Origin of the sequence: Kitasatospora sp. NPDC058218 (genome assembly GCF_042882445.1) — a bacterium.
Taxonomy (GTDB): Bacteria; Actinomycetota; Actinomycetes; order Streptomycetales; family Streptomycetaceae; genus Kitasatospora.
In genome coordinates this window covers 21,541-39,711 of sequence record NZ_JBHVWC010000031.1, presented here as the reverse complement: position 1 = coordinate 39,711, position 18,171 = coordinate 21,541, and the positions used below count along the sequence as shown (strand labels likewise).

The window sequence follows — 18,171 nt, the reverse complement described above, 5'->3', positions numbered from 1 at the left end:
CGCACGTGCTCGGACCGGTTCTGATCAGGCCAGTTCGAGGGCCAGGTAGAAGTCGACGCGGTCCTCCAGGCGGGAGAGGTCCCGGCCGGTCAGCTCCTCGATCCGGCCGATCCGGTAGCGCAGCGTGTTGACGTGCACGTGCAGCTGGGCGGCGCAGCGGGTCCACGAGCCGTCCGAGCGCAGGAACGCCTCCAGGGTGCGGACCAGGTCCGCCTGGTGCTCGATGTCGTAGGCGATCACCTTGTCCAGCAGCCGGCTGCGGAACGCCCGGCGGACCTCGTCCGGGACGGCGGCCAGCAGCAGCACGTGCGAGGCCAGCTCCTCCGGGCCGGCCACGCAGACCCGGCCGACCCGGGCGGCGGCGATCCGGCGGGCGTGCCGGGCCTCCTCCAGGGCGCCGCGCAGGCCGCCCGCCTCCGGGGCGGGGGCCGAGACGCCGAGGGTGATCCGGCCCTCCGAACCGAGGCCGGCCTCCAGCGGGGCGAGCAGCTCCCGCAGGGTGTCGGCGGGCACCGCGCTGTCCAGCGCGGGCAGCACCACCACCGCGCCGGTGCCCGCCCCGGCGACCAGCGCGCGGTCGGTGGCGCCGTTGAGAGCTTCCTCCAGGATCAAGCGCACCGCGCCCTCCGGCAGGCCGGTGCCCTCGGCGCTGAGCACCAGCCAGGAGCCGTCCGGCGTCTGCGGCTTGGGCTCGGGGCTCTCGTAGCGGGCGGCCATCGCGGTGGAGGCGTACAGGGTGCGGCTGATCTCGCCCGGGTCGGCGTCGCGCTGGAGCAGGGCCAGCACCTCGTCGGCGAGGCGGCGGCGCAGCCGGCGGCCCTCGTCGCGGCGCTGGCGCTCGGCGGCGACCAGCCGGGCCAGGTTCTCGGCGAGCTGCTGGCGCTTGGTGGTCCACTCGGTGACGTCGCCGGCCACCGCGAGCACCCAGTCGGCGAGCGGCGCCTGGGTGTCGGCGACGGCCGGCGCGGGCAGCAGCGAGTAGGAGCCGGTGACCAGCCGGGCCCGGTGCGGGGGCCGGCGGCGCTGGCGCTGGGCGCCGAGGTGGGCGCGGACCAGTTGGTCGCGGTCCTCGGCGGAGAGCCGGTCGACCGGGCCGGCGATCACCGCGCCGGTGGGGGTGAGCACCCAGCAGTCGAGGTCGAGGTCGCCGCCGAGCAGGTCGAGGACGGCGTCCAGGCCGCCGCCGCCGGCCGCGGAGACCAGCAGGCGGTGGCGGTCGACCAGGGCGGCCAGGTCGGCGGCGCGGTCGGCGGAGACCTGCCGGCCGATGAACTCGGTGACGGTGCCGAAGGCGATGTCGTCGGGTACCGCCAGAAGGGGCATCCGGTGCCGGCGACACGCCTCGACCAGGTCCTCCGGCACGGGCCCGACCTCGGCCTCGCCGGCCGCCAGGGCGACCGCGCCGCCGGCCACGATGGTCCGCACGAAGCGTTCGGAATCCGCCGGGCCGGTGCGCCAGAGCATGCCGGTGAGCACCAGCTCGCCGCCGTGCAGATAGCGGCCGGGGTCGTGCAGGTCCGTGGTCATCACGCCGCTGACCTGCCGGTCGAGCTCGTCCTCGGCCGCGAGCAGGCGCAGTCTCGGGGCTCCGGGGGCGAGCAGGTCGCGGACACGCATCCGGGACTCCTAACGGGCTTGGGGTGGGGGTGAGGGGGCCCGAGCGCTCGGTCCGGGGACACAGTGTGCCCGAACATCCGTGCTCGGCGTTACGTCCCAACGGACGCCCGGATCACGGGGCCATAGCTTGGGAATCACGGCCGGATTACGGTCGTAGACAGCGCCCGGAAAACAGCTGGGCTGCGAGATTGTCCTCCTTAGAGGAACGTACAGGATGCCAGGCGGGACCACAGCCGGGGCTTCATGCCATCGGTGACTGCCAGTGGGCCCCGTCACAGCGGTTCACTGGCCACACGCCGCCGGACACATCCCGGTGACCAGGACCCGACGCGGAGGCGACGAAGCGGACAGCGTGGTCCGAACACCGAGTTCCGGGCACTGTGCCCACCCGTCCGGCCGGCAACGACTTGAGGAGACACCCGCATGGAGTTCCTTCGGCCCGCTACCTGGGACGAGGCACTCGCGGCGAAGGCTGAGTACCCGACCGCGCTGCCCATCTCGGGCGGTACGGACGTCATGGTCGAGATGAACTTCGACGTGCACCGGCCATCCGCGATTCTCGACCTGAACCGCATCACCGAGCTCACCGAATGGTCGAACGACGGCGATGTCGTCCGGCTCGGCGCCTCCGTCCCCTACTCCCGGATCATCGACGAGCTGTCCGGCCCGCTGCCCGGACTCGCGCTGGCGGCCCACACCGTCGGCTCGCCGCAGATCCGCAACCGCGGCGGCGTCGGCGGCAACCTCGGCGGTGCCTCCCCGGCCGGCGACGCGCACCCCGCGCTGCTGGCCGCCGGCCGCGACGTGTTCGTCGAGGCGGGCTCCGTGCGCGGCACCCGGATGATCCCGATCGACGAGTTCTACGTCGGCGTCAAGCGCAACAGCCTGGCGGCCGACGAGCTGATCAGGGCCGTGCACATCCCGGTCGCGGACGGGCCGCAGCAGTTCTCGAAGATCGGCACCCGCAACGCCATGGTGATCGCGGTCTGCGCCTTCGGCTTCGCGCTGCACCCGAAGAACGGCACCGTCGGCACCGGGATCGGTTCGGCCGCCCCCACGCCGCGCCGCGCCGTCGAGGCCGAGGAGTACCTGCGGGGCGTGCTCGCCGAGCGCGGTCTCTGGGAGTCGGGCGAGCTGCTCGGCGCCGAGGTGATCCAGCGGTTCGGCGAGCTGGTGAAGGCCGCCGCCTCCCCCATCGACGACGTCCGCGGCACCGCCGACTACCGGCGGCACTCGCTGGCCGTGATGGCCCGCCGCACCCTCACCTGGACGTGGAACGACTACAGCAAGCAGATCAGGAGCGCGGCATGAGGGTCACTTTCACCGCCAACGGCAAGCCGGTCGAGGCCGACGACGTGTGGGAGGGCGAGAGCCTGCTGTACGTGCTGCGCGAGCGGGTCGGCCTCCCGGGCTCGAAGAACGCCTGCGAGCAGGGCGAGTGCGGCTCCTGCACGGTCTACCTGGACGGCGTCCCGGTCTGTTCGTGTCTGGTCGCGGCCGGTCAGGTGCAGGACCGCGAGGTCCGCACCGTCGAGGGCCTGACCGACGAGCAGGGCGAGCTGGGCCTGGTCCAGCAGGCGTTCATCGACGCCGGCGCCGTGCAGTGCGGCTTCTGCACGCCCGGTCTGCTGGTGCAGACCGACGCCCTGCTGGCGAAGGAGGCCCAGCCGAGCGACAACGACATCCGCGAGGCGCTGTCGGGCAACCTGTGCCGCTGCACCGGCTACGAGAAGATCATGGACGCGGTGCGGCTGGCTTCCGCCCGCACGTGCGAGAAGGCGGCCTCCGAATGAGTACGCGTACCATCCAGGGCCAGAAGAACCTGCAAAACATCAACCAGGCCAGCAAGGACGGCATCGGCGGCTCGCCGCTGCGCCCGGACGGCAACCTGAAGGTCAGGGGCGAGTTCGCCTACTCGTCCGACATGTGGCACGAGGACATGCTCTGGGGCATGGCGCTGCGCTCGCCGCACCCCCGGGCCAACATCCTCTCGGTGGACATCTCCGACGCGCTGAAGGTCCCGGGCGTCTACGCCGTCCTCACCCACGAGGACATCCCCGGCACCAAGTACTACGGCCTGGAGATCCAGGACCAGCCGGCCCTGGCGATCGACAAGGTCCGCTACCACGGTGAGGCGATCGCGCTGGTCGCGGCCGACCACCCGGAGACGGCCCGCCGCGCGGTGAAGAAGATCAAGGTCGAGTACGAGGTGCTCACCCCGATCACCACCGAGGAGCAGTGCCTCGACCCGGAGACCCACGGCTACGTGCACGAGCCGCACGAGTTCAAGTCGCACGGCCACGGCAACATCTGCCACGAGCAGAAGCTGGTCTCCGGCCTCGGCGTGACCGACGAGGTGCGGGCCCTGGCGGACGTCATCGTCAAGGGCAGCTACGAGGTCGGCATGCAGGACCAGGCCTTCCTCGGCCCGGAGTCCGGCCTGGCCGTACCGGCCGAGGACGGCGGCATCGACCTCTACATCGCCACCCAGTGGCTGCACGTGGACCGTCAGCAGATGGCCCCCGTGCTGGCCCTGCCGGAGGAGAAGGTCCGCCTCACGCTGGCCGGTGTCGGCGGCGCCTTCGGCGGCCGCGAGGACATCTCGATGCAGATCCACGCCTGCCTGCTGGCCCAGCGCACCGGCAAGCCGGTCAAGATCGTCTACGCCCGGGACGAGTCCTTCTACGGCCACGTGCACCGCCACCCGGCGAAGATGACCTACGAGCACGGCGCGACCCGGGACGGCAAGCTGGTCTTCGCCGACTGCCGGATCGTGCTGGACGGCGGCGCGTACGCCTCCGCCTCGCCGGCCGTGGTCGGCAACGCGGCCTCGCTCGGGCACGGGCCGTACGTGATCCCGAACGTCAAGATGCACGCCATCGCGCTCTACAGCAACAACCCGTCCTGCGGGGCGATGCGCGGCTTCGGCGCGGTGCAGGCCGCGTTCGGCTACGAGACCCAGATGGACCGGCTCGCCGCCGAGCTGGGCATGGACCCGGTCGAGCTGCGCCAGCTGAACGCGATGTCCGAGGGCGACTACATGCCCACCGGCCAGCAGATCGACTCGCCCGCCCCGGTGGCCGAACTCCTGCGCCGGGTCAAGGACATGCCGCTCCCGCCGCCGCTGGACGTGGACCACCTGGACGTCCGCCAGCTGCCGGGCGCGCTGTCCAACACCTCGCACGGCGAGGGCATCGTGCGCGGCGTCGGCTACTCGGTCGGCATCAAGAACGTCGGCTTCTCCGAGGGCTTCGACGACTACTCCACCGCCCGGGTGCGCCTGGAGGTCATCGGCGGCGAGCCGGTCGCCATGGTGCACACCGCGATGGCCGAGGTCGGCCAGGGCGGCGTCACCGTGCACGCCCAGATCGCGCGCACCGAGCTGGGCGTCGAGCAGGTCACCATCCACCCGGCCAACACCGAGGTCGGCTCGGCCGGTTCGACCTCCGCGTCCCGGCAGACCTACATGACCGGCGGTGCGGTGAAGCTGGCCGCCGAGGCCGTCAAGCAGGCGCTGATCGAGAAGGGCCGCCGGCGCTACGGCTGGACCCAGCACGACCTGACGCTGGCCGGCGGCAAGGTGGTCTCGCAGTCGGCGGGCGCCCTGGTCTCCATGGTCGACCTGCTCGGCGACGAGGCGATCGACCTCACCCGCGAGCACCACCACCGCCCGACCGTCCCCTTCGACAAGGAGACCGGGCAGGGCTTCGGCCACGTCCAGTACACCTTCTGCGCCAACCGCGCGGTGGTCGACGTGGACGTCGAGCTGGGCCTGGTCAAGGTGGTCGAGCTGACCGCCGTCCAGGACGTCGGCAAGGCGCTCAACCCGCTCTCGGTGGTGGGCCAGATCCAGGGTGGCTGCACCCAGGCGCTCGGCCTGGCCGTGATGGAGGAGATCATCGTCAAGGACGGGAAGGTGCGCAACGCGTCCTTCACCGACTACCTGATCCCCACCATCCTGGACACCCCGCCGATCCCGGTGGAGATCCTCGAACTGCCCGACCCGCACGCCCCGTACGGGCTGCGCGGGGTGGGCGAGGCACCGACCGTCTCCGCGACGCCGTCGATCGTGGCCGCCATCCGCAACGCCACCGGCCTGGCGCTCAACCGGATCCCCGTCCGGCCCGAGCACCTGACCACCGAGACCCCCGGGGCGCTGTAGCCCCGGAACCTCCCCCACACCTCCCCGGGGCGACGCCAAAGAACGTCTTCCCCGTCGCCCCGGGGCAGTTCCACCCCCGCAGTACAAGGCACCACACCATGCACCAGCTGACGCAAAGCGAACGCATCCTCCCGCTGCCTCTCCCACGCCGGGGTTCTGCAGCGGTGCGCACCACCCACTCCCGGCCGACGGCCGGAGGCACGCACTGCACCGCAGCACTGCCACAGAGTGCGCCCAGTGAGTCGAATCGTCCCCCTGTGCCAACTTCGTTGACTGGCTGTCAGGTCGGCTCGCCCACCCCAACCCCCTTTGACACTTGGGAGTGGACATGACCAGGATCCCCACGGAGCCCGGCACCACTGAAGACAGACCCACCGAGGACGACACCCCCACGTCGGCCCCGGTGACACCGCCGAAGAACGCGCTGGACGCGTACTTCAAGATCACTGCTCGGGGATCGACCTTCGGCAACGAGATCCGCGGCGGCCTCACCACCTTCATGGCGATGGCCTACATCGTGCTGCTCAACCCGATCATCCTCAGCGGCGCCGACGTCCACGGCGTCAAGCTGGACCACGCCCAGCTCACCACCGCGACCGCGCTCGCCGCCGCCGTCACCACGATCCTGATGGGCGTGGTCGGCAACGTCCCCCTGGCGGTCGCCGCCGGCCTCTCCGTCTCCGGCGTGATATCCGCCCTGGTGGTGCCGCACACCACCTGGGCCCAGGCCATGGGCCTCTGCGTCATCTACGGCCTGCTGATCGTGCTGCTCGTCGTGTCCGGCCTGCGCGAGAAGATCATGAACGGCATCCCACTGCCGCTCAAGCACGCCATCACCATCGGCATCGGCCTCTTCGTCTCGCTGATCGGCCTGGTCAAGGCCGGCTTCGTGCACACCGGCGGTCCCACCCCGCTCGCGCTCGGCCCCTTCGGCGAACTCGCCGGCTGGCCCGTGCTTGTCTTCTGCCTCACCGTACTGACGATCTTCGTCCTGCTGGCCCGCAACGTCCGCGGCGCGATCCTGATCGGCATCGCCGGCGGCACCGTGGTGGCCTTCGTCGTCAACGCGGTCTTCGACCTCCCGGCGAAGACCTGGGTCAGCTCCGCGCCGGTGTGGCCGGGCAGCCCGGTCTCCGCACCCGACTTCGGCCTCTTCGGCCACGTCGACCTCTTCGGTGCCTTCGGCGGCAACGGGCTCGGCGCGATCAGCGCCTCGGTCGCCGTCTTCACCCTGGTCCTGGCCGGCTTCTTCGACGCGATGGCCACCATCATCGGCGTCGGCACCGAGGCGGGCCTGGCCGACAAGCAGGGCCGGATGCCCGGTCTGTCCAAGGCGCTGTTCATCGACGGCGCCGGCGGCGCCGTCGGCGGTCTGGCCGGCGCCTCGGGCCAGACGGTGTTCGTCGAGTCGGCCACCGGCGTCGGCGACGGCGCCCGCACCGGCCTCGCCTCGACCGTCACCGGCGGCGTGTTCGCCCTGATGCTGTTCTTCTCGCCGCTCGCGGCGATCGTTCCCACCGAGGTCGCCTCCGCCGCCCTGGTCGTCATCGGCTCGATGATGATGAGCCAGGCCCGGCACATCGACTGGTCCGACCGCGAGGTCGCCATCCCGGCCTTCCTCACCTGCACCCTGATGCCGTTCACCTACAGCATCACCGCCGGTGTCGCCGCGGGCGTCATCTCGTACACCGTCATCAAGGCCGGCACCGGCAAGTGGCGCGAGCCCGGCCCGCTGATGTGGATCCTGACCGGCGTGTTCGTGGTCTACTTCGCGCTCACCCCGATCAAGTCCTGGCTGGGCGTGCACTAGCAGCACCGCCGCCGTACGGGAATCGTTTCCCGTACGGCGGCACCTCCCGTTCCGTCATCCGAGGTGTTAAGGAGCTCCCCGACATGCACGACATCGCCGAGCAGCTGCAGGCCTGGCACGCGTCCGGGCGTTCCTTCGCCGTGGCCACGGTGGTCGGGGTCTCGGGCAGCGCGCCGCGCGACCCGGGCGCCGCACTCGCCGTCGACGCGGCGGGCGAGGCCGTCGGCAGCGTCTCCGGCGGCTGCGTCGAGGGAGCCGTCTACGAGCTCTGCCAGGCCGCCATCGAGTCCGGCGAACCGGTGCTGGAGCGGTTCGGCTACAGCGACGAGGACGCCTTCGCGGTCGGCCTGACCTGCGGCGGTGTCCTGGACGTCTTCGTCCAGCCGGTCGTCCCCGGCGCCGACGCCGCGCTCGACGCCGGCATCACCTACATCGCCTCCGGCACCCCGGTCGCCCTGGCCCGGGTGATCGAGGGCCCCGGCGCACTGGTCGGCGCCACCGTCGCCGTCACCGCCGACACCCACCACGGGGCGCTGTCCCCCGCGCCCTCGACCGTGGCCCCGCTGGAGCGCGCCGTGGTCGCCGAGGCCCGGGCCATGCTCGACGCCGGACGCACCGGCCGGCTGGTCCTCGGCCTGGACGGGCGCCCCTGCGACGACCGGGAGCAGGGCACCGTCACCTTCTTCGTCGAGTCCTACGTCCCCGCGCCGCGGATGATCGTCTTCGGTGCGATCGACTTCGCCGCCGCCGTGGTGCGGATCGGCAAGTTCCTCGGCTACCACGTCACCGTCTGCGACGCCCGCCCGGTCTTCGCCACCGAGCGGCGCTTCCCCGACGCCGACCAGGTGGTGGTCGACTGGCCGCACCGCTACCTGGACTCCCAGCTCGACCGGCTCGACGGGCGGACGGTGCTCTGCGTCCTCACCCACGACGCCAAGTTCGACATCCCGCTGCTGGAGCGCGCCCTGCGGCTGCCGGTCGGCTACGTCGGCGCGATGGGCTCGCGCCGCACCCACCGGGACCGCAACGCCCGGCTGCGCGAGGTCGGCCTGACCGACGCCGAGATCGGCCGGCTGCGCTCGCCGATCGGCCTGGACCTCGGCGCCCGCACCCCCGAGGAGACCGCCGTCTCGGTCGCCGCCGAGATCGTCGCCCACCGGCGGGGCGGCAGCTGCCTGCCGCTGAGCAGCGGCGACGGGCCGATCCACCACGACCTGGCACGCTCCGGGGTGACCGCCGAGGACGCGCACTCGCACGCGGCCTGACCCCGGCCCTCAGCGCACGACGTGGTGGACCTCGCGGATCAGCGGCGGTGCGGTCGGGATGCCGACCTCCTGGAGGATCGGCATCAGCACCGCCGCGAAGTGCTCGAAGGCCTCCCGGGACTCCCACACGTCCGTGACGTGCCAGCCGCCGTCCGACGTCGGACCGGCCACGTGCACGATCAGCCCGCGCACCGGCCAGTCGGCGGGCCCGTTCAGCCCGGCCCCGCCGGTCAGCCGGTCCACCGCCTCCTCGTACTGGGCCCGGCTGACGCCGGGGAACTCGAACGTCGCGATGATCGCCATGGGCTGCTCCCGCCTGGTGGGCTCCGTCGCCTCCCATGCAGCCCCGCTCCCGGCCGCACGGCCATCCCGGCGCCACCACCCGGGTGACGTTGCGTGGCCACGGCGACAGCGGGACGCTGGAGTTCAGGACTCGCCCCGAGCCCGGGGAAGGAGCACGGACCATGCGCGCCCTGCTGGAAATCACGCTGGACACCGCGACCACCAACAAGCTGATCAAGGACGGTGCCGTCGCCGCGACGTTCGACCGCATCATGGGCGAGCTCAAGCCCGAGGCCGCCTACTTCTTCGCCCGGGGAGGCCGGCGCAGCCAGATCATCGTCATCGACGTCGCGGACGAGGCCTCGCTGCCCTCCATCTGCGAGCCGTTCTGGCTGGAGTTCAACGCCGACATCGACATCCGCATCTGCATGAACCCCGACGAACTGCGCACCGGCCTGGACCGGCTCGGCCGCTGAGACCGGCCTACTCCGAGAGCGCCAGCCGCACGCCGAAGCCGAGCACCACCGCACCGGTCACCCGGTCCATCAGCCGGCGCGCGGCGGGCCGGCTCAGCCAGCCGCGCACCGCCCTGGCGAAGCCCACCAGCACCGCCGACCAGAGCACCCCCTCCAGCACGTGGACACCGGTCAGGGCCACCCCGGCGGCGAAGTGCGGGACGCCCGCGGGGATGAACTGCGGCAGCACGGCGACGTAGAAGACACCGACCTTGGGGTTGAGCAGGTTGGTGAGCGTTCCGCGCCGCCAGCCGGACCGGAAGCCGCCGCCGGTGGGCGCCCGCTCCGGTTCGGCGCCGCCGCCCCGGTGGCGCAGCATGCCGATCCCCATCCAGACCAGGTAGGCGGCTCCGGCCCAGCGCAGGATCTCGTACGCCAGCTGGGAGGCGGTCAGCAGGGCCGTCACCCCGGCCGAGGTGAGGGTGCCCCAGATCAGGGTGCCGGTCTGGATGCCGAGCACCACGCCCCAGGCCTGCCGGCGCTCCCCCAGGGCGGAGGTGCGCAGGACGAGCGCGGTGTCGAGCCCGGGGGTGAGCGTGAGCAGTCCGACCACGAGGGCGAAGGACCACAGGGCAGTCGTCATCTCCATGGACCCTGATGGTAGGGCCCCGGCCGGCGCGGGCGGGCCGGCCGGCCGCCGGTCACAGCGGCCGCACCCGCTCGGCCACCCACCGCCCCTCCTGCTCGGTCGGGTCGTACTCCACCCGCCGGCCCTCGGTGAGGACCCGGTCGCCCTCGCCGACGATCGAGTCGAAGTAGACGTACAGGGCGGGCCCGTCCTCGTCGGGGGTGATCAGGCCGTAGCCGTGGTTCGCGTGGTAGGACTGCACGGTGCCGGTGGCCATGGGTGTTCGCTCGCTTCCGCTGGGTGATGGACCTCATGGCTACCAAACGCGCGGCCCGGATCGGGAGCGACACTCCCTAGGATCGACCCGACCGGAGAGGGGTGGAGGCCATGCGGGCGGCACGGGCCATTTCGCTGCTGTTGCTGCTCCAGGCCCGGCGGGCGATGACCGGGGCCGAGCTGGCGGCCGAGCTGGAGGTGTCCGAGCGCACCGTCCAGCGGGACGTCCTGGCGCTGGCCGAGGCGGGCGTACCGGTCTACGCCGAACGCGGCCGGGCCGGCGGCTACCGGCTGCTGGACGGCTACCGCACCCGGCTGACCGGGCTGGACCGGGCCGAGGCCGAGGTGCTGCTGCTCGCCGGGCTGCCGGGCCCGCTGGGCGACATGGGGCTCGACGCCCCGGCGCTGGCCGCCCGGCTGAAGGTGCTGAACGAACTCGGCGAGGCGCCCGCCAGCGGGGTGCGGCGCTTCCACCTGGACGCGCCCGGCTGGTTCCGCACCGCGCCCGCGCCGCCGCTGCTCCCCGCGGTCTCCCGGGCCGTCTGGGGCGAACGCCTGCTGCGGGCCCGGTACCGGCGCGGCGCGGACACCGTCGAGCGGACGCTGCGCCCGTACGGGCTGGTGCTGAAGGCGGGCGCCTGGTACCTGGTGGCCCGGCCGGACGGCGCGGACGGCGCGGACGGCACCCGGGTGTACCGGGTGGACCGGCTGGTCGCCGCCGAGCCGCTGGACCGGCCGTTCGACCGGGCGGAGGAGTTCGACCTCGCCGCGTTCTGGGAGGCCAAGGCCGAGGAGTTCGCCCGCTCGCTGCTGCGGGAGAGCGTCCTGGTCCGGCTCAGCCCGCTCGGGGCCGAGCGGCTCCCCCACCTGCTGGAGCCGCACGCCGCCCGGCAGGCGCTGGCCACCGCCGGGGAGCCGGACGGCGAGGGCTGGGTCACCGTGCGGCTCCCGGTCGAGTCGCCGGAGGTGGCCTACGACGAGCTGCTGCGCCTCGGGCCCGAGGCCGAACTGCTCGAACCCCCGGCGCTACGGCGGCGGCTGGCGCGGGCCGCGGCCCGCACCGCCGCCCGCTACGCCGTTCAGCGGTAGCCGGCCGGGTCGAGCGGGCCGTCCGCCGTCTCCGCGTCCACCAGGTAGCTCCAGGCGTCCGGGCGGCTGCCGTCCAGATCGGTGAAGCCGTACTCCCTCGCCAGGGCGCCGCTGGAGAGCGAGGTGCCGTTGAAGCGCGCCACCGCGGGGTCGCAGGCCAGCGCCACCACCGCGCGGCCGACATAGCCGGGCGACTCCGAGATGCCGAAGTCCGGCTGCCGGTGCGTCGCCTCGCGCCAGGTCTCCTCGGTGACGCCGAAGTGCTCCAGCATCATCTCGGAGCGCAGCCAGCCGGGCGTGAGCGCGACCGCCGTCGCACCGCGCGGGCCGAGCTCGTGGCCCAGCGCGAAGGCCATCCGCAGCACCGAGGACTTGGCGAGGTCGTAGAAGAGGGAGTTGCGGTACCGGGTGGCGTTGTAGTCGGCGGTGCCGTCGGTCATCTCCACCACCAGCCCGCCCGGGCGGCGCAGCAGCAGCGGCAGCAGGTGGTGGTTGGTGATCGCGTGCGTCTCGACGGCCAGGCGCAGCAGGCGCAGCCCGTTGTCCAGGTCGTGCTCCCAGACCGGGCGCTCCCACTCGAAGAGATTCTCGCCGCCCCAGATGTCGTTCACCAGGAGGTCGAGCCCGCCCTGCTCGGCCTCGACCCGCTTCGCCACGGCCGCCACGTCGGCGGGGACGAGGTGGTCCGCCCGCACCGCGATCCCCCGGCCGCCGGCCGCGGTGACCAGCGCCGCCGTCTCCTCCAGGGTCTCGGACCGCCCGTACTCCGACCGGTGACCCCCGGCGCTGCGCCCCGTCGCGTAGACCGTCGCCCCGGCGGCCCCCAGCTGCACCGCGATCCCGCGCCCGGCCCCCCGGGTCGCCCCGGCGACCAGTGCGACCTTGCCCTTGAGCGGCTGTGCCATGTCGTGCCCTTCGTCCGTGCTTCCTCCGGCACCACCGATGCTGCCGTGGAATCCCGACACCTGCTGTCGGGATTCCACGCAGAAGCGGAGCTGCCCGACGTGGCAGGATCGGCGTATGCCACTGAAGCGCATCACCGTGGCCGTGGAGGCCGACGACCTCGCCCTCCTCCGAGCCGCAGCGGCCCGCGAAAAGACGACCGTGGCGGCACTCGTCCGCGAGGCGATCCACTTCGCCGCGCTGTCCGGCCGGACGCGGGACGAACCGTTCTTCAGCGCCACGTACACGTCGGTGGGCGCGGCGGCGGACGCACCTGGTCCGGATCAGTCCGCCGTGCCCGGCGGGACGACCCACCGCGTCGGCTGACCCGTGACAGCCGCGATCATGTCGTAGTCGCCGTCGTAGTGCAGGACCGTGGCGCCGTGGCGCTCGGCGGTGGCCGCGATGACGAGGTCCGCCACTGACAGCGCCCGCCAGTTGCCGATGGAGGTGAGGAGGGCCTGGACTTCGACGGCGCGGTCCCACACTTCATCGGGTGTCGGCAGCCAGTCGAAGCCGCGCAGACCCTCGCGGATCCGGTCGGCGTCGGACTTGGACCGGGCGCTGTGCATGATCTCCAACTCGACGGCGCCGCAGAGCGCGAGCAGCCCCTCGTTGAACAGCCGGTCGACCACGGCCCGAACCGGCGGCTTGGAGTACCGGGCGAACGCCGACTTGTCGATCAGGAAGCGCTCACTCACCCTTGTCCACCGGTCCGGTGAGATCGGGCAGCCCGCCCTCGGCGAGCCAGGTGAGAAACTCCCGGCCCTTGCGGCGCTTGACCGCGTCCTCAAGGGCGGCGTTGACGGTCGCCACCTTGGTCGACGTCCCGAAGATCTCGGCGGCCTCGGCCAGCAGTTCGTCATTGACGTCTATCACGGTACGGGCCATGGCCGACCTCCCAGAACAGCGCGGGCCTGCGATATCAATATCCAGCCTAGCCGATATCACAGGCCCACGGGCCGCTCCCTCAGGTCACGTTGAGGCGGGCCGCCAGGCGCAGCAGGCCCGGCGAGAGGCGGCTCAGGAAGCGGGCCGCCTTGGCCTCGGGGGTGACCGGGACGACCGGCTTGCCGGTGCGGACGGCGTGCAGGATCGCGGCCGCGACCTTCTCGGGCGGGAAGCCCCGGCGGGCGTAGAGCTTCGCGGCACGGGCCTGCTTGGCGGCCTGCTGGTCGGCGCTGGTGGCGGAGAACGTGGAGGTGCGGGTGATGTTGGTGTTGACGATGCCGGGGCAGATGGTCGAGACGCCGATGCCGTGCCCGGCCATCTCGGCCCGCAGGCAGTCGGAGAGCATGAAGACGGCCGCCTTGCTGGTCGCGTAGGCGGTGAGCGCCTTGGACGGCAGGTAGGCGGCGGCCGAGGCGAGGTTGACGAGGTGACCGCCCTCGCCGCGGTCGGCCATCAGCGAGCCGAAGGCGCGGCAGCCGTGGATCACGCCCCAGAGGTTGACGTCCAGGACGCGCTGCCACTCCTTCTCGGTGGTCTCCAGGAACGTCCCGGAGTGGCCGATGCCCGCGTTGTTGACCACCACGTCGGGCACGCCGTGCGCGGCGGCGACCGCCTCGGCGAAGGCGTCGACGGCGGCGCCGTCGCTGACGTCGACCCGGTAGGCGTGCGCCGGCGGGCCGATCAGGGAGGCGAGTTCGGCGGTGCGCCGGGCCGCGTCGAGGTCGAGGTCGCAGACCACCACCCGGGCGCCGTCCTCGGCGAAGGCCAGGGCGGTGGCCCGGCCGATGCCGCTGCCGCCGCCGGTGACGACGACGAGCGGGCCGGTGCCGGCCGGGTCGGGGGCCTGACCGGCGTCGACACCGGCGGTGAACTCGCGGACCATCCCGGCCACGGCGGTTCCCTTCTCCAGGAGGGCGGACCAGTGGGTGGCGTGCAGGGAGCGGCGGGTCAGCTTCGGCACCCAGCGCTCCAGCCCCTCGGAGAGGTACTCGCCGACGTAGTGGTCCCGGGTGAGGGTGATCAGCTGGACCGGCACCTCGGTGGGCCGCTCACGCGGATTGCGCAGGGTGGGGCGCATGTTGGCCCGGTAGAGCTCGATGCCGCGCACCGCGTCGCGCCGCAGGGTGGGCTGCGGGTGGCCGGGGCGCGGGGTGACGGCCTCCAGGTCGCGCAGCACCCGGGGCCAGGCGCGGGCCAGGCCGAGCCGCCAGATGCCGGGGGCGAGGTAGGGCAGGTGGAAGGCGGTGATGTACCAGGAGTGCACGCCCTGCGCGAGCAACTGCTTGAGGTGGCGCGGGGTGGGGCGGCGGTAGCGCTCGCGCATCCAGTGGCCGATGTGGTCCAGGCAGGGGCCGGACATGGTGGTGTAGGAGGCGATCCGCCGCTCGGCGCCGGGCGCGGTGACGGCCTCCCAGGACTGCAGCGAGCCCCAGTCGTGGGCCACCACGTGCACCGGCCGGTCGGGGCTGACCGCGTCGGCGACGGCGAAGAGGTCGGCGGCCAGGTGTTCCAGCCGGTAGCCCTCGCGCGAGACGGGCACACCGGACTCGCCGGCGCCGCGCACGTCGTAGCGGACCACGTGGTGGTCGCGGGCGAGGTCGGCGGCGATGTCCTCCCAGACCGCGTGGGTGTCCGGGTAGCCGTGCACCAGCAGGACGGTGGGCGCTTCGGGGTCGCCGTCCTCGAAGACGGCGAGCGGCAGCCCGCCGGAGTGGACGGTGCGGCGGCGGGTGGTCGTCATCGGGTCGCCTCCTGGGCGGTCGCCTCGGCGTGGGCCGCGGTCCAGCGCCGCACGTGCGGCAGGTCGTCGTCGAGCCAGTAGGCGCCGCCGTGCTCGTCGTCAGGGGTCCCGGTGACCACCAGCAGCTCCTCGAACTTGATGCCCACCGCGCGGAACCCGATGTGCGGCTCCACCGCCCACAGGCCCGGGGTCGGCGCGTGCCGGGACGACCGGCCGTCCGCCCAGAGCGGGGACCGGCCCTGCAGGCGCTCGCCGATCAGCTCGCGGCCGAGCGTCTGGAGTGTACGCACCCCGAAGCCGAGGACGTTCACTCCGGCCGGGCCGCGGCTGGTCGTCCGGGTGACCTGATGGCCGATCACCCGGCCCGGGTAGACCCGGTGGCGGTTGTCGTAGCCGTGCGCGGCGATCTGCGCGTCCACCGCCGCGTACACCTCGTCGAGCGGCCGGCGGGCGCGGACCTCGGTGAGGATCAGCTCGCGGTAGACCTGGAGGTCGGCGGCGAGCCGGTCCCAGACCGGGTTCTCGCCGACCTTGCCGCCGTAGCCGATGTCGGCGGTGTAGCCGTCCACGATCGGCGCGCAGTCCAGCACGTACGGCATGCCCTCGGCCAGCCGGCGGCCGCCGGCGAAGAACTGCAGCGGGGTGTGGAAGTGCCGGAAGGCGGTGCGGTCGCCGAACCAGGCGAAGGGGACGTGGAAGAAGTCCTGCACGCCGGCGGCGACCAGGCACCGGCGCAGCCGGGCGGTGGCCTGCCGCTCGGTGACGCCCGGTTCGATCCAGGCGGCGACCTGTTCGGCGCAGTGGTAGGCGAGTTGCTGGACCTCGCGGAAACGGGCGAGGTCGTGGTCGGTGAACGGGAAGACCGGGGTGCGGGGCACGGCGGGGGTGCGAAGCGGCACGGCGGGGCTCCTAGAGGTCCAGGACCAGGGTCTCGCCCTCGGCGGCCCGGGAGACGCAGGGCAGCAGGGCGCCGGCGGCGCGCTGCTCGGGGGTGAGGCGGCGGTCGCGGTGGTCCGCGGCGCCGGACAGCAGCCGGACCTCGCAGGTGCCGCAGAACCCCTGGTGGCAGGAGTAGGGCAGGTCGGGCCGCGCCTCGCGGAGCACGTCCAGGGCCGACCGGTCGGCGGGGACGTCCAGGACGGGGCCGGCCGCGCCGAGGCGGACGGCGAACGGCTCGCCGTCGGTGATCGGCGCGGCGCCGAAGCGCTCGAAGTGCAGGGCGCCGGCGGGCGATCCGTCCAGCGCCCGCTGGACGGCGGCCAGCATCGGGGCCGGGCCGCAGCAGTAGACGGCGGCGCCGCGCGGGGCGTGGGCCAGCAGCTCGGCGCCGGTGGGCGGGCCGCCGTGCTCGTCGTCGGTGCGCAGGTGTACCCGGCGCGGGTCGAGGGCCCGCAGCGCCTCCCCGTACGGGAGGGTGTCGGCGCTGCGGCCGACGTGGACGAGCCGCCAGTCCAGGCCGTGACGCCGTGCCTCGTGGACCATCGGCAGCAGCGGGGTGATCCCGATGCCGCCGGCCAGCAGCAGGACGGCCGGCTCGGCGCAGAAGGCGAAGCCGTTGCGCGGGCGGCGGGCGGTGAGGCGGGCGCCGGGGTGCAGTTCGGCGTGGATCTCGACCGAGCCACCGCCGCCCCCGGGAAGCCGGCGGACGGCGATCCGGTAGGCGGTGCGGTCGGCCGGGTCCCCGCAGAGCGAGTAGTGGCGCTCGCGGCCCGAGGGCAGCGCGAGGCGCAGGTGCGCGCCGGGCTGCCAGGGCGGGAGCACCCCGCCGGAGGGGTCGCCGAGCAGCAGTTCGACGACGTCGGTGGCGATCACGCGGCGGGCGGTGACGACGAGTTGCAGCGGCGGGGTGGGGCGGCCGAGCGGCCGCCGGGGGCTGCGGCGCAGCAGCGGGCCGCCCAGGGCCGGGCTGTAGCGGTCGCCGAAGGCGGTGAGGCGCCGCATGAACCGGTCCGCGCGGGGGCGGCCGTAGAGGTCCGGGGGCGGGTTGTGCAGGTCCATCCGGGCGACTCTCCTGGCGTCAGTGGGCGGCGGCGCGGGCGGCCGGGGAGGTGGCGAGGTATCCGAGGGCCTGGCTGGAGGAGCCCTCCTGGGTGGGGTGGTAGCCGGGCCGCAGGTAGCGCAGGCCGGAGCGGAGCGAGCGGACCGGGTCGGGCAGCAGGCCACGCCTGGCGAGCCGCTGCGCCTCGCGCCAGCTGGGGCGGATCCGGCCGTCCAGGGTGGGGTCGGCGGCCAGCAGGAAGCGGGCCCCGCGCACCCAGAGGTGGACCAGCAGCGGCCCGGAGACGGCCATGCCGCGGATCCGGCGGCCGTAGCCGGGGTCGAGGTGGACCATCAGGTCGTAGGCGACGCTGCGGTGTTCGACCTCCTCGGCGCCGTGCCAGCGCAGCAGGTCCAGCATCGTCGGGTCGGCCTTCGCCCGGTCCAGGCCCGGGGAGTTGAGCGCCCAGTTGCCCAGGAAGGCGGTGAAGTGCTCGATCGCGGCGACGAAGGCGACCCGCTCGATGATGTTCTCGCGCTGCCGCGCGGGCGGCAGGCCGGGCTTGTCCCCGAGGACGCGCTGGAACAGCCAGGCGATCTGGCGGACGTAGGGGCGCGGGTCGAGGCCCTGGGCGAGCAGGTGGTCCAGCACCTCCTGGTGGGCCTCCGCGTGGATGGCCTCCTGGCCGATGAAGCCGAGCACCTCCTCGCGCAGCTGGTCGTCCCGGATCAGCGGCAGCGCGTCCTTGAACACCTTGACGAACCAGCGCTCGCCCTCCGGGAGCAGGAGGTGCAGGACGTTGATGACGTGGGTGGCCATCGGCTCGTCCGGGATCCAGTGCAGCGGCAGGCCGGACCAGTCGAAGCGGACGTCCCGGGGCTCCAGGACGAGGCTGTCGTGGATCCGGGCGGCGGGGGCGGCGACGGCGGGAACGGGTGTGGTGGTGCGGGGCATGGAGGCCCTCCTGACCTGGGG

The 18,171-nt window shown here is 73.4% G+C and carries 19 protein-coding genes; 8 read left to right on the top strand and 11 right to left on the bottom strand.

Translation table 11 applies throughout. The features are described from left to right. Window positions 1–24: 24 nt before the first annotated feature. A complete protein-coding gene (locus tag ACFVYI_RS20755; protein WP_387887574.1) occupies window positions 25–1,617 on the bottom strand; it encodes a PucR family transcriptional regulator in 1,593 nt (530 codons plus the stop codon). A gap of 423 nt (window positions 1,618–2,040) precedes the next feature. Between ACFVYI_RS20755 and ACFVYI_RS20750 the strand changes: the two genes are divergently transcribed. From ACFVYI_RS20750 to ACFVYI_RS20730, 5 genes are all read left to right on the top strand, one after another. Further along, on the top strand, window positions 2,041–2,928 hold the full coding sequence (locus tag ACFVYI_RS20750) for an FAD binding domain-containing protein (protein ID WP_387887572.1): 888 nt from the start codon (window positions 2,041–2,043) through the stop codon (window positions 2,926–2,928). Beyond that, window positions 2,925–3,410 carry a (2Fe-2S)-binding protein gene (locus ACFVYI_RS20745; RefSeq protein WP_387887570.1) on the top strand — a complete coding sequence of 162 codons (486 nt, stop codon included), beginning with the start codon at window positions 2,925–2,927 and terminating at the stop codon, window positions 3,408–3,410. Before ACFVYI_RS20750 ends, ACFVYI_RS20745 begins: the two co-directional genes overlap by 4 nt. After that, a complete protein-coding gene (gene pucD, locus ACFVYI_RS20740; protein ID WP_387887569.1) occupies window positions 3,407–5,779 on the top strand; it encodes a xanthine dehydrogenase subunit D in 2,373 nt (790 codons plus the stop codon). Before ACFVYI_RS20745 ends, pucD begins: the two co-directional genes overlap by 4 nt. Window positions 5,780–6,107: 328 nt before the next feature. Beyond that, a complete protein-coding gene (locus ACFVYI_RS20735; RefSeq protein WP_387887566.1) occupies window positions 6,108–7,589 on the top strand; it encodes an NCS2 family permease in 1,482 nt (493 codons plus the stop codon). A gap of 83 nt (window positions 7,590–7,672) precedes the next feature. Next, window positions 7,673–8,854, top strand: a complete 1,182-nt coding sequence (locus tag ACFVYI_RS20730; protein ID WP_387887564.1) for an XdhC family protein — start codon at window positions 7,673–7,675, stop codon at window positions 8,852–8,854. Window positions 8,855–8,863: 9 nt separating this feature from the next. Here ACFVYI_RS20730 and ACFVYI_RS20725 read toward each other — a convergent pair whose 3' ends face one another. After that, window positions 8,864–9,157 carry a hypothetical protein gene (locus tag ACFVYI_RS20725; RefSeq protein WP_387887563.1) on the bottom strand — a complete coding sequence of 98 codons (294 nt, stop codon included), beginning with the start codon at window positions 9,155–9,157 and terminating at the stop codon, window positions 8,864–8,866. Between the two features lie 161 nt (window positions 9,158–9,318). Between ACFVYI_RS20725 and ACFVYI_RS20720 the strand changes: the two genes are divergently transcribed. Then, a complete protein-coding gene (locus ACFVYI_RS20720; RefSeq protein WP_387887560.1) occupies window positions 9,319–9,612 on the top strand; it encodes a hypothetical protein in 294 nt (97 codons plus the stop codon). Window positions 9,613–9,619: 7 nt separating this feature from the next. Here the strand turns inward: ACFVYI_RS20720 and ACFVYI_RS20715 are convergent, their stop codons facing one another. Then, window positions 9,620–10,240: a LysE family translocator gene (locus tag ACFVYI_RS20715; protein ID WP_387887559.1), complete on the bottom strand. Its 621-nt coding sequence runs from the start codon at window positions 10,238–10,240 to the stop codon at window positions 9,620–9,622. A 52-nt stretch (window positions 10,241–10,292) separates the two neighbouring features. After that, complete coding sequence (locus tag ACFVYI_RS20710; RefSeq protein WP_387887556.1) at window positions 10,293–10,496, bottom strand: cold-shock protein; 204 nt, start codon at window positions 10,494–10,496, stop codon at window positions 10,293–10,295. A gap of 110 nt (window positions 10,497–10,606) precedes the next feature. Here ACFVYI_RS20710 and ACFVYI_RS20705 point away from each other — a divergent pair, with 110 nt between their 5' ends. After that, window positions 10,607–11,584 (top strand): helix-turn-helix transcriptional regulator, encoded by a 978-nt coding sequence (locus tag ACFVYI_RS20705; RefSeq protein ID WP_387887554.1) that lies wholly within the window; start codon window positions 10,607–10,609, stop codon window positions 11,582–11,584. Here the strand turns inward: ACFVYI_RS20705 and ACFVYI_RS20700 are convergent. Next, complete coding sequence (locus ACFVYI_RS20700) at window positions 11,575–12,489, bottom strand: SDR family oxidoreductase (RefSeq protein WP_387887551.1); 915 nt, start codon at window positions 12,487–12,489, stop codon at window positions 11,575–11,577. The two genes, ACFVYI_RS20705 and ACFVYI_RS20700, sit on opposite strands and share 10 nt — an antisense overlap. Before the next feature lie 115 nt (window positions 12,490–12,604). Between ACFVYI_RS20700 and ACFVYI_RS20695 the strand changes: the two genes are divergently transcribed. Beyond that, window positions 12,605–12,853, top strand: a complete 249-nt coding sequence (locus ACFVYI_RS20695) for a ribbon-helix-helix protein, CopG family (RefSeq protein ID WP_387887548.1) — start codon at window positions 12,605–12,607, stop codon at window positions 12,851–12,853. Here ACFVYI_RS20695 and ACFVYI_RS20690 read toward each other — a convergent pair. The 6 genes from ACFVYI_RS20690 to ACFVYI_RS20665 form a co-directional block, all read right to left on the bottom strand. Next, a complete protein-coding gene (locus tag ACFVYI_RS20690; protein WP_387887547.1) occupies window positions 12,811–13,227 on the bottom strand; it encodes a PIN domain nuclease in 417 nt (138 codons plus the stop codon). The two genes, ACFVYI_RS20695 and ACFVYI_RS20690, sit on opposite strands and share 43 nt — an antisense overlap. After that, entirely contained in the window at window positions 13,220–13,417 is a 198-nt protein-coding gene (locus ACFVYI_RS20685) for a type II toxin-antitoxin system VapB family antitoxin (protein ID WP_387887544.1), read from the bottom strand. Before ACFVYI_RS20685 ends, ACFVYI_RS20690 begins: the two co-directional genes overlap by 8 nt. A gap of 79 nt (window positions 13,418–13,496) precedes the next feature. Beyond that, window positions 13,497–15,218: an SDR family oxidoreductase gene (locus ACFVYI_RS20680; protein WP_387887541.1), complete on the bottom strand. Its 1,722-nt coding sequence runs from the start codon at window positions 15,216–15,218 to the stop codon at window positions 13,497–13,499. Then, window positions 15,215–16,117, bottom strand: a complete 903-nt coding sequence (locus ACFVYI_RS20675) for a M24 family metallopeptidase (protein WP_387887539.1) — start codon at window positions 16,115–16,117, stop codon at window positions 15,215–15,217. The genes ACFVYI_RS20680 and ACFVYI_RS20675 overlap by 4 nt, the downstream gene beginning before the upstream one ends. 10 nt (window positions 16,118–16,127) lie before the next feature. Beyond that, on the bottom strand, window positions 16,128–17,216 hold the full coding sequence (locus ACFVYI_RS20670) for a PDR/VanB family oxidoreductase (RefSeq protein ID WP_387887537.1): 1,089 nt from the start codon (window positions 17,214–17,216) through the stop codon (window positions 16,128–16,130). Between the two features lie 19 nt (window positions 17,217–17,235). Next, on the bottom strand, window positions 17,236–18,150 hold the full coding sequence (locus tag ACFVYI_RS20665; RefSeq protein ID WP_387887535.1) for a metal-dependent hydrolase: 915 nt from the start codon (window positions 18,148–18,150) through the stop codon (window positions 17,236–17,238). Window positions 18,151–18,171 lie beyond the last annotated feature (21 nt).

What these genes read in the sequence shown, in the direction of transcription:
- ACFVYI_RS20685 (WP_387887544.1), bottom strand. Translation starts at nt 13,417, where the DNA reads ATGGCCCGTACCGTGATAGACGTCAATGACGAACTGCTGGCCGAGGCC.
- ACFVYI_RS20720 (WP_387887560.1), top strand. Translation starts at nt 9,319, where the DNA reads ATGCGCGCCCTGCTGGAAATCACGCTGGACACCGCGACCACCAACAAG.
- ACFVYI_RS20670 (WP_387887537.1), bottom strand. Translation starts at nt 17,216, where the DNA reads ATGGACCTGCACAACCCGCCCCCGGACCTCTACGGCCGCCCCCGCGCG.
- ACFVYI_RS20710 (WP_387887556.1), bottom strand. Translation starts at nt 10,496, where the DNA reads ATGGCCACCGGCACCGTGCAGTCCTACCACGCGAACCACGGCTACGGC.
- pucD (WP_387887569.1), top strand. Translation starts at nt 3,407, where the DNA reads ATGAGTACGCGTACCATCCAGGGCCAGAAGAACCTGCAAAACATCAAC.
- ACFVYI_RS20695 (WP_387887548.1), top strand. Translation starts at nt 12,605, where the DNA reads ATGCCACTGAAGCGCATCACCGTGGCCGTGGAGGCCGACGACCTCGCC.
- ACFVYI_RS20715 (WP_387887559.1), bottom strand. Translation starts at nt 10,240, where the DNA reads ATGGAGATGACGACTGCCCTGTGGTCCTTCGCCCTCGTGGTCGGACTG.
- ACFVYI_RS20700 (WP_387887551.1), bottom strand. Translation starts at nt 12,489, where the DNA reads ATGGCACAGCCGCTCAAGGGCAAGGTCGCACTGGTCGCCGGGGCGACC.
- ACFVYI_RS20665 (WP_387887535.1), bottom strand. Translation starts at nt 18,150, where the DNA reads ATGCCCCGCACCACCACACCCGTTCCCGCCGTCGCCGCCCCCGCCGCC.
- ACFVYI_RS20730 (WP_387887564.1), top strand. Translation starts at nt 7,673, where the DNA reads ATGCACGACATCGCCGAGCAGCTGCAGGCCTGGCACGCGTCCGGGCGT.
- ACFVYI_RS20680 (WP_387887541.1), bottom strand. Translation starts at nt 15,218, where the DNA reads ATGACGACCACCCGCCGCCGCACCGTCCACTCCGGCGGGCTGCCGCTC.
- ACFVYI_RS20705 (WP_387887554.1), top strand. Translation starts at nt 10,607, where the DNA reads ATGCGGGCGGCACGGGCCATTTCGCTGCTGTTGCTGCTCCAGGCCCGG.
- ACFVYI_RS20750 (WP_387887572.1), top strand. Translation starts at nt 2,041, where the DNA reads ATGGAGTTCCTTCGGCCCGCTACCTGGGACGAGGCACTCGCGGCGAAG.
- ACFVYI_RS20725 (WP_387887563.1), bottom strand. Translation starts at nt 9,157, where the DNA reads ATGGCGATCATCGCGACGTTCGAGTTCCCCGGCGTCAGCCGGGCCCAG.
- ACFVYI_RS20735 (WP_387887566.1), top strand. Translation starts at nt 6,108, where the DNA reads ATGACCAGGATCCCCACGGAGCCCGGCACCACTGAAGACAGACCCACC.
- ACFVYI_RS20755 (WP_387887574.1), bottom strand. Translation starts at nt 1,617, where the DNA reads ATGCGTGTCCGCGACCTGCTCGCCCCCGGAGCCCCGAGACTGCGCCTG.
- ACFVYI_RS20745 (WP_387887570.1), top strand. Translation starts at nt 2,925, where the DNA reads ATGAGGGTCACTTTCACCGCCAACGGCAAGCCGGTCGAGGCCGACGAC.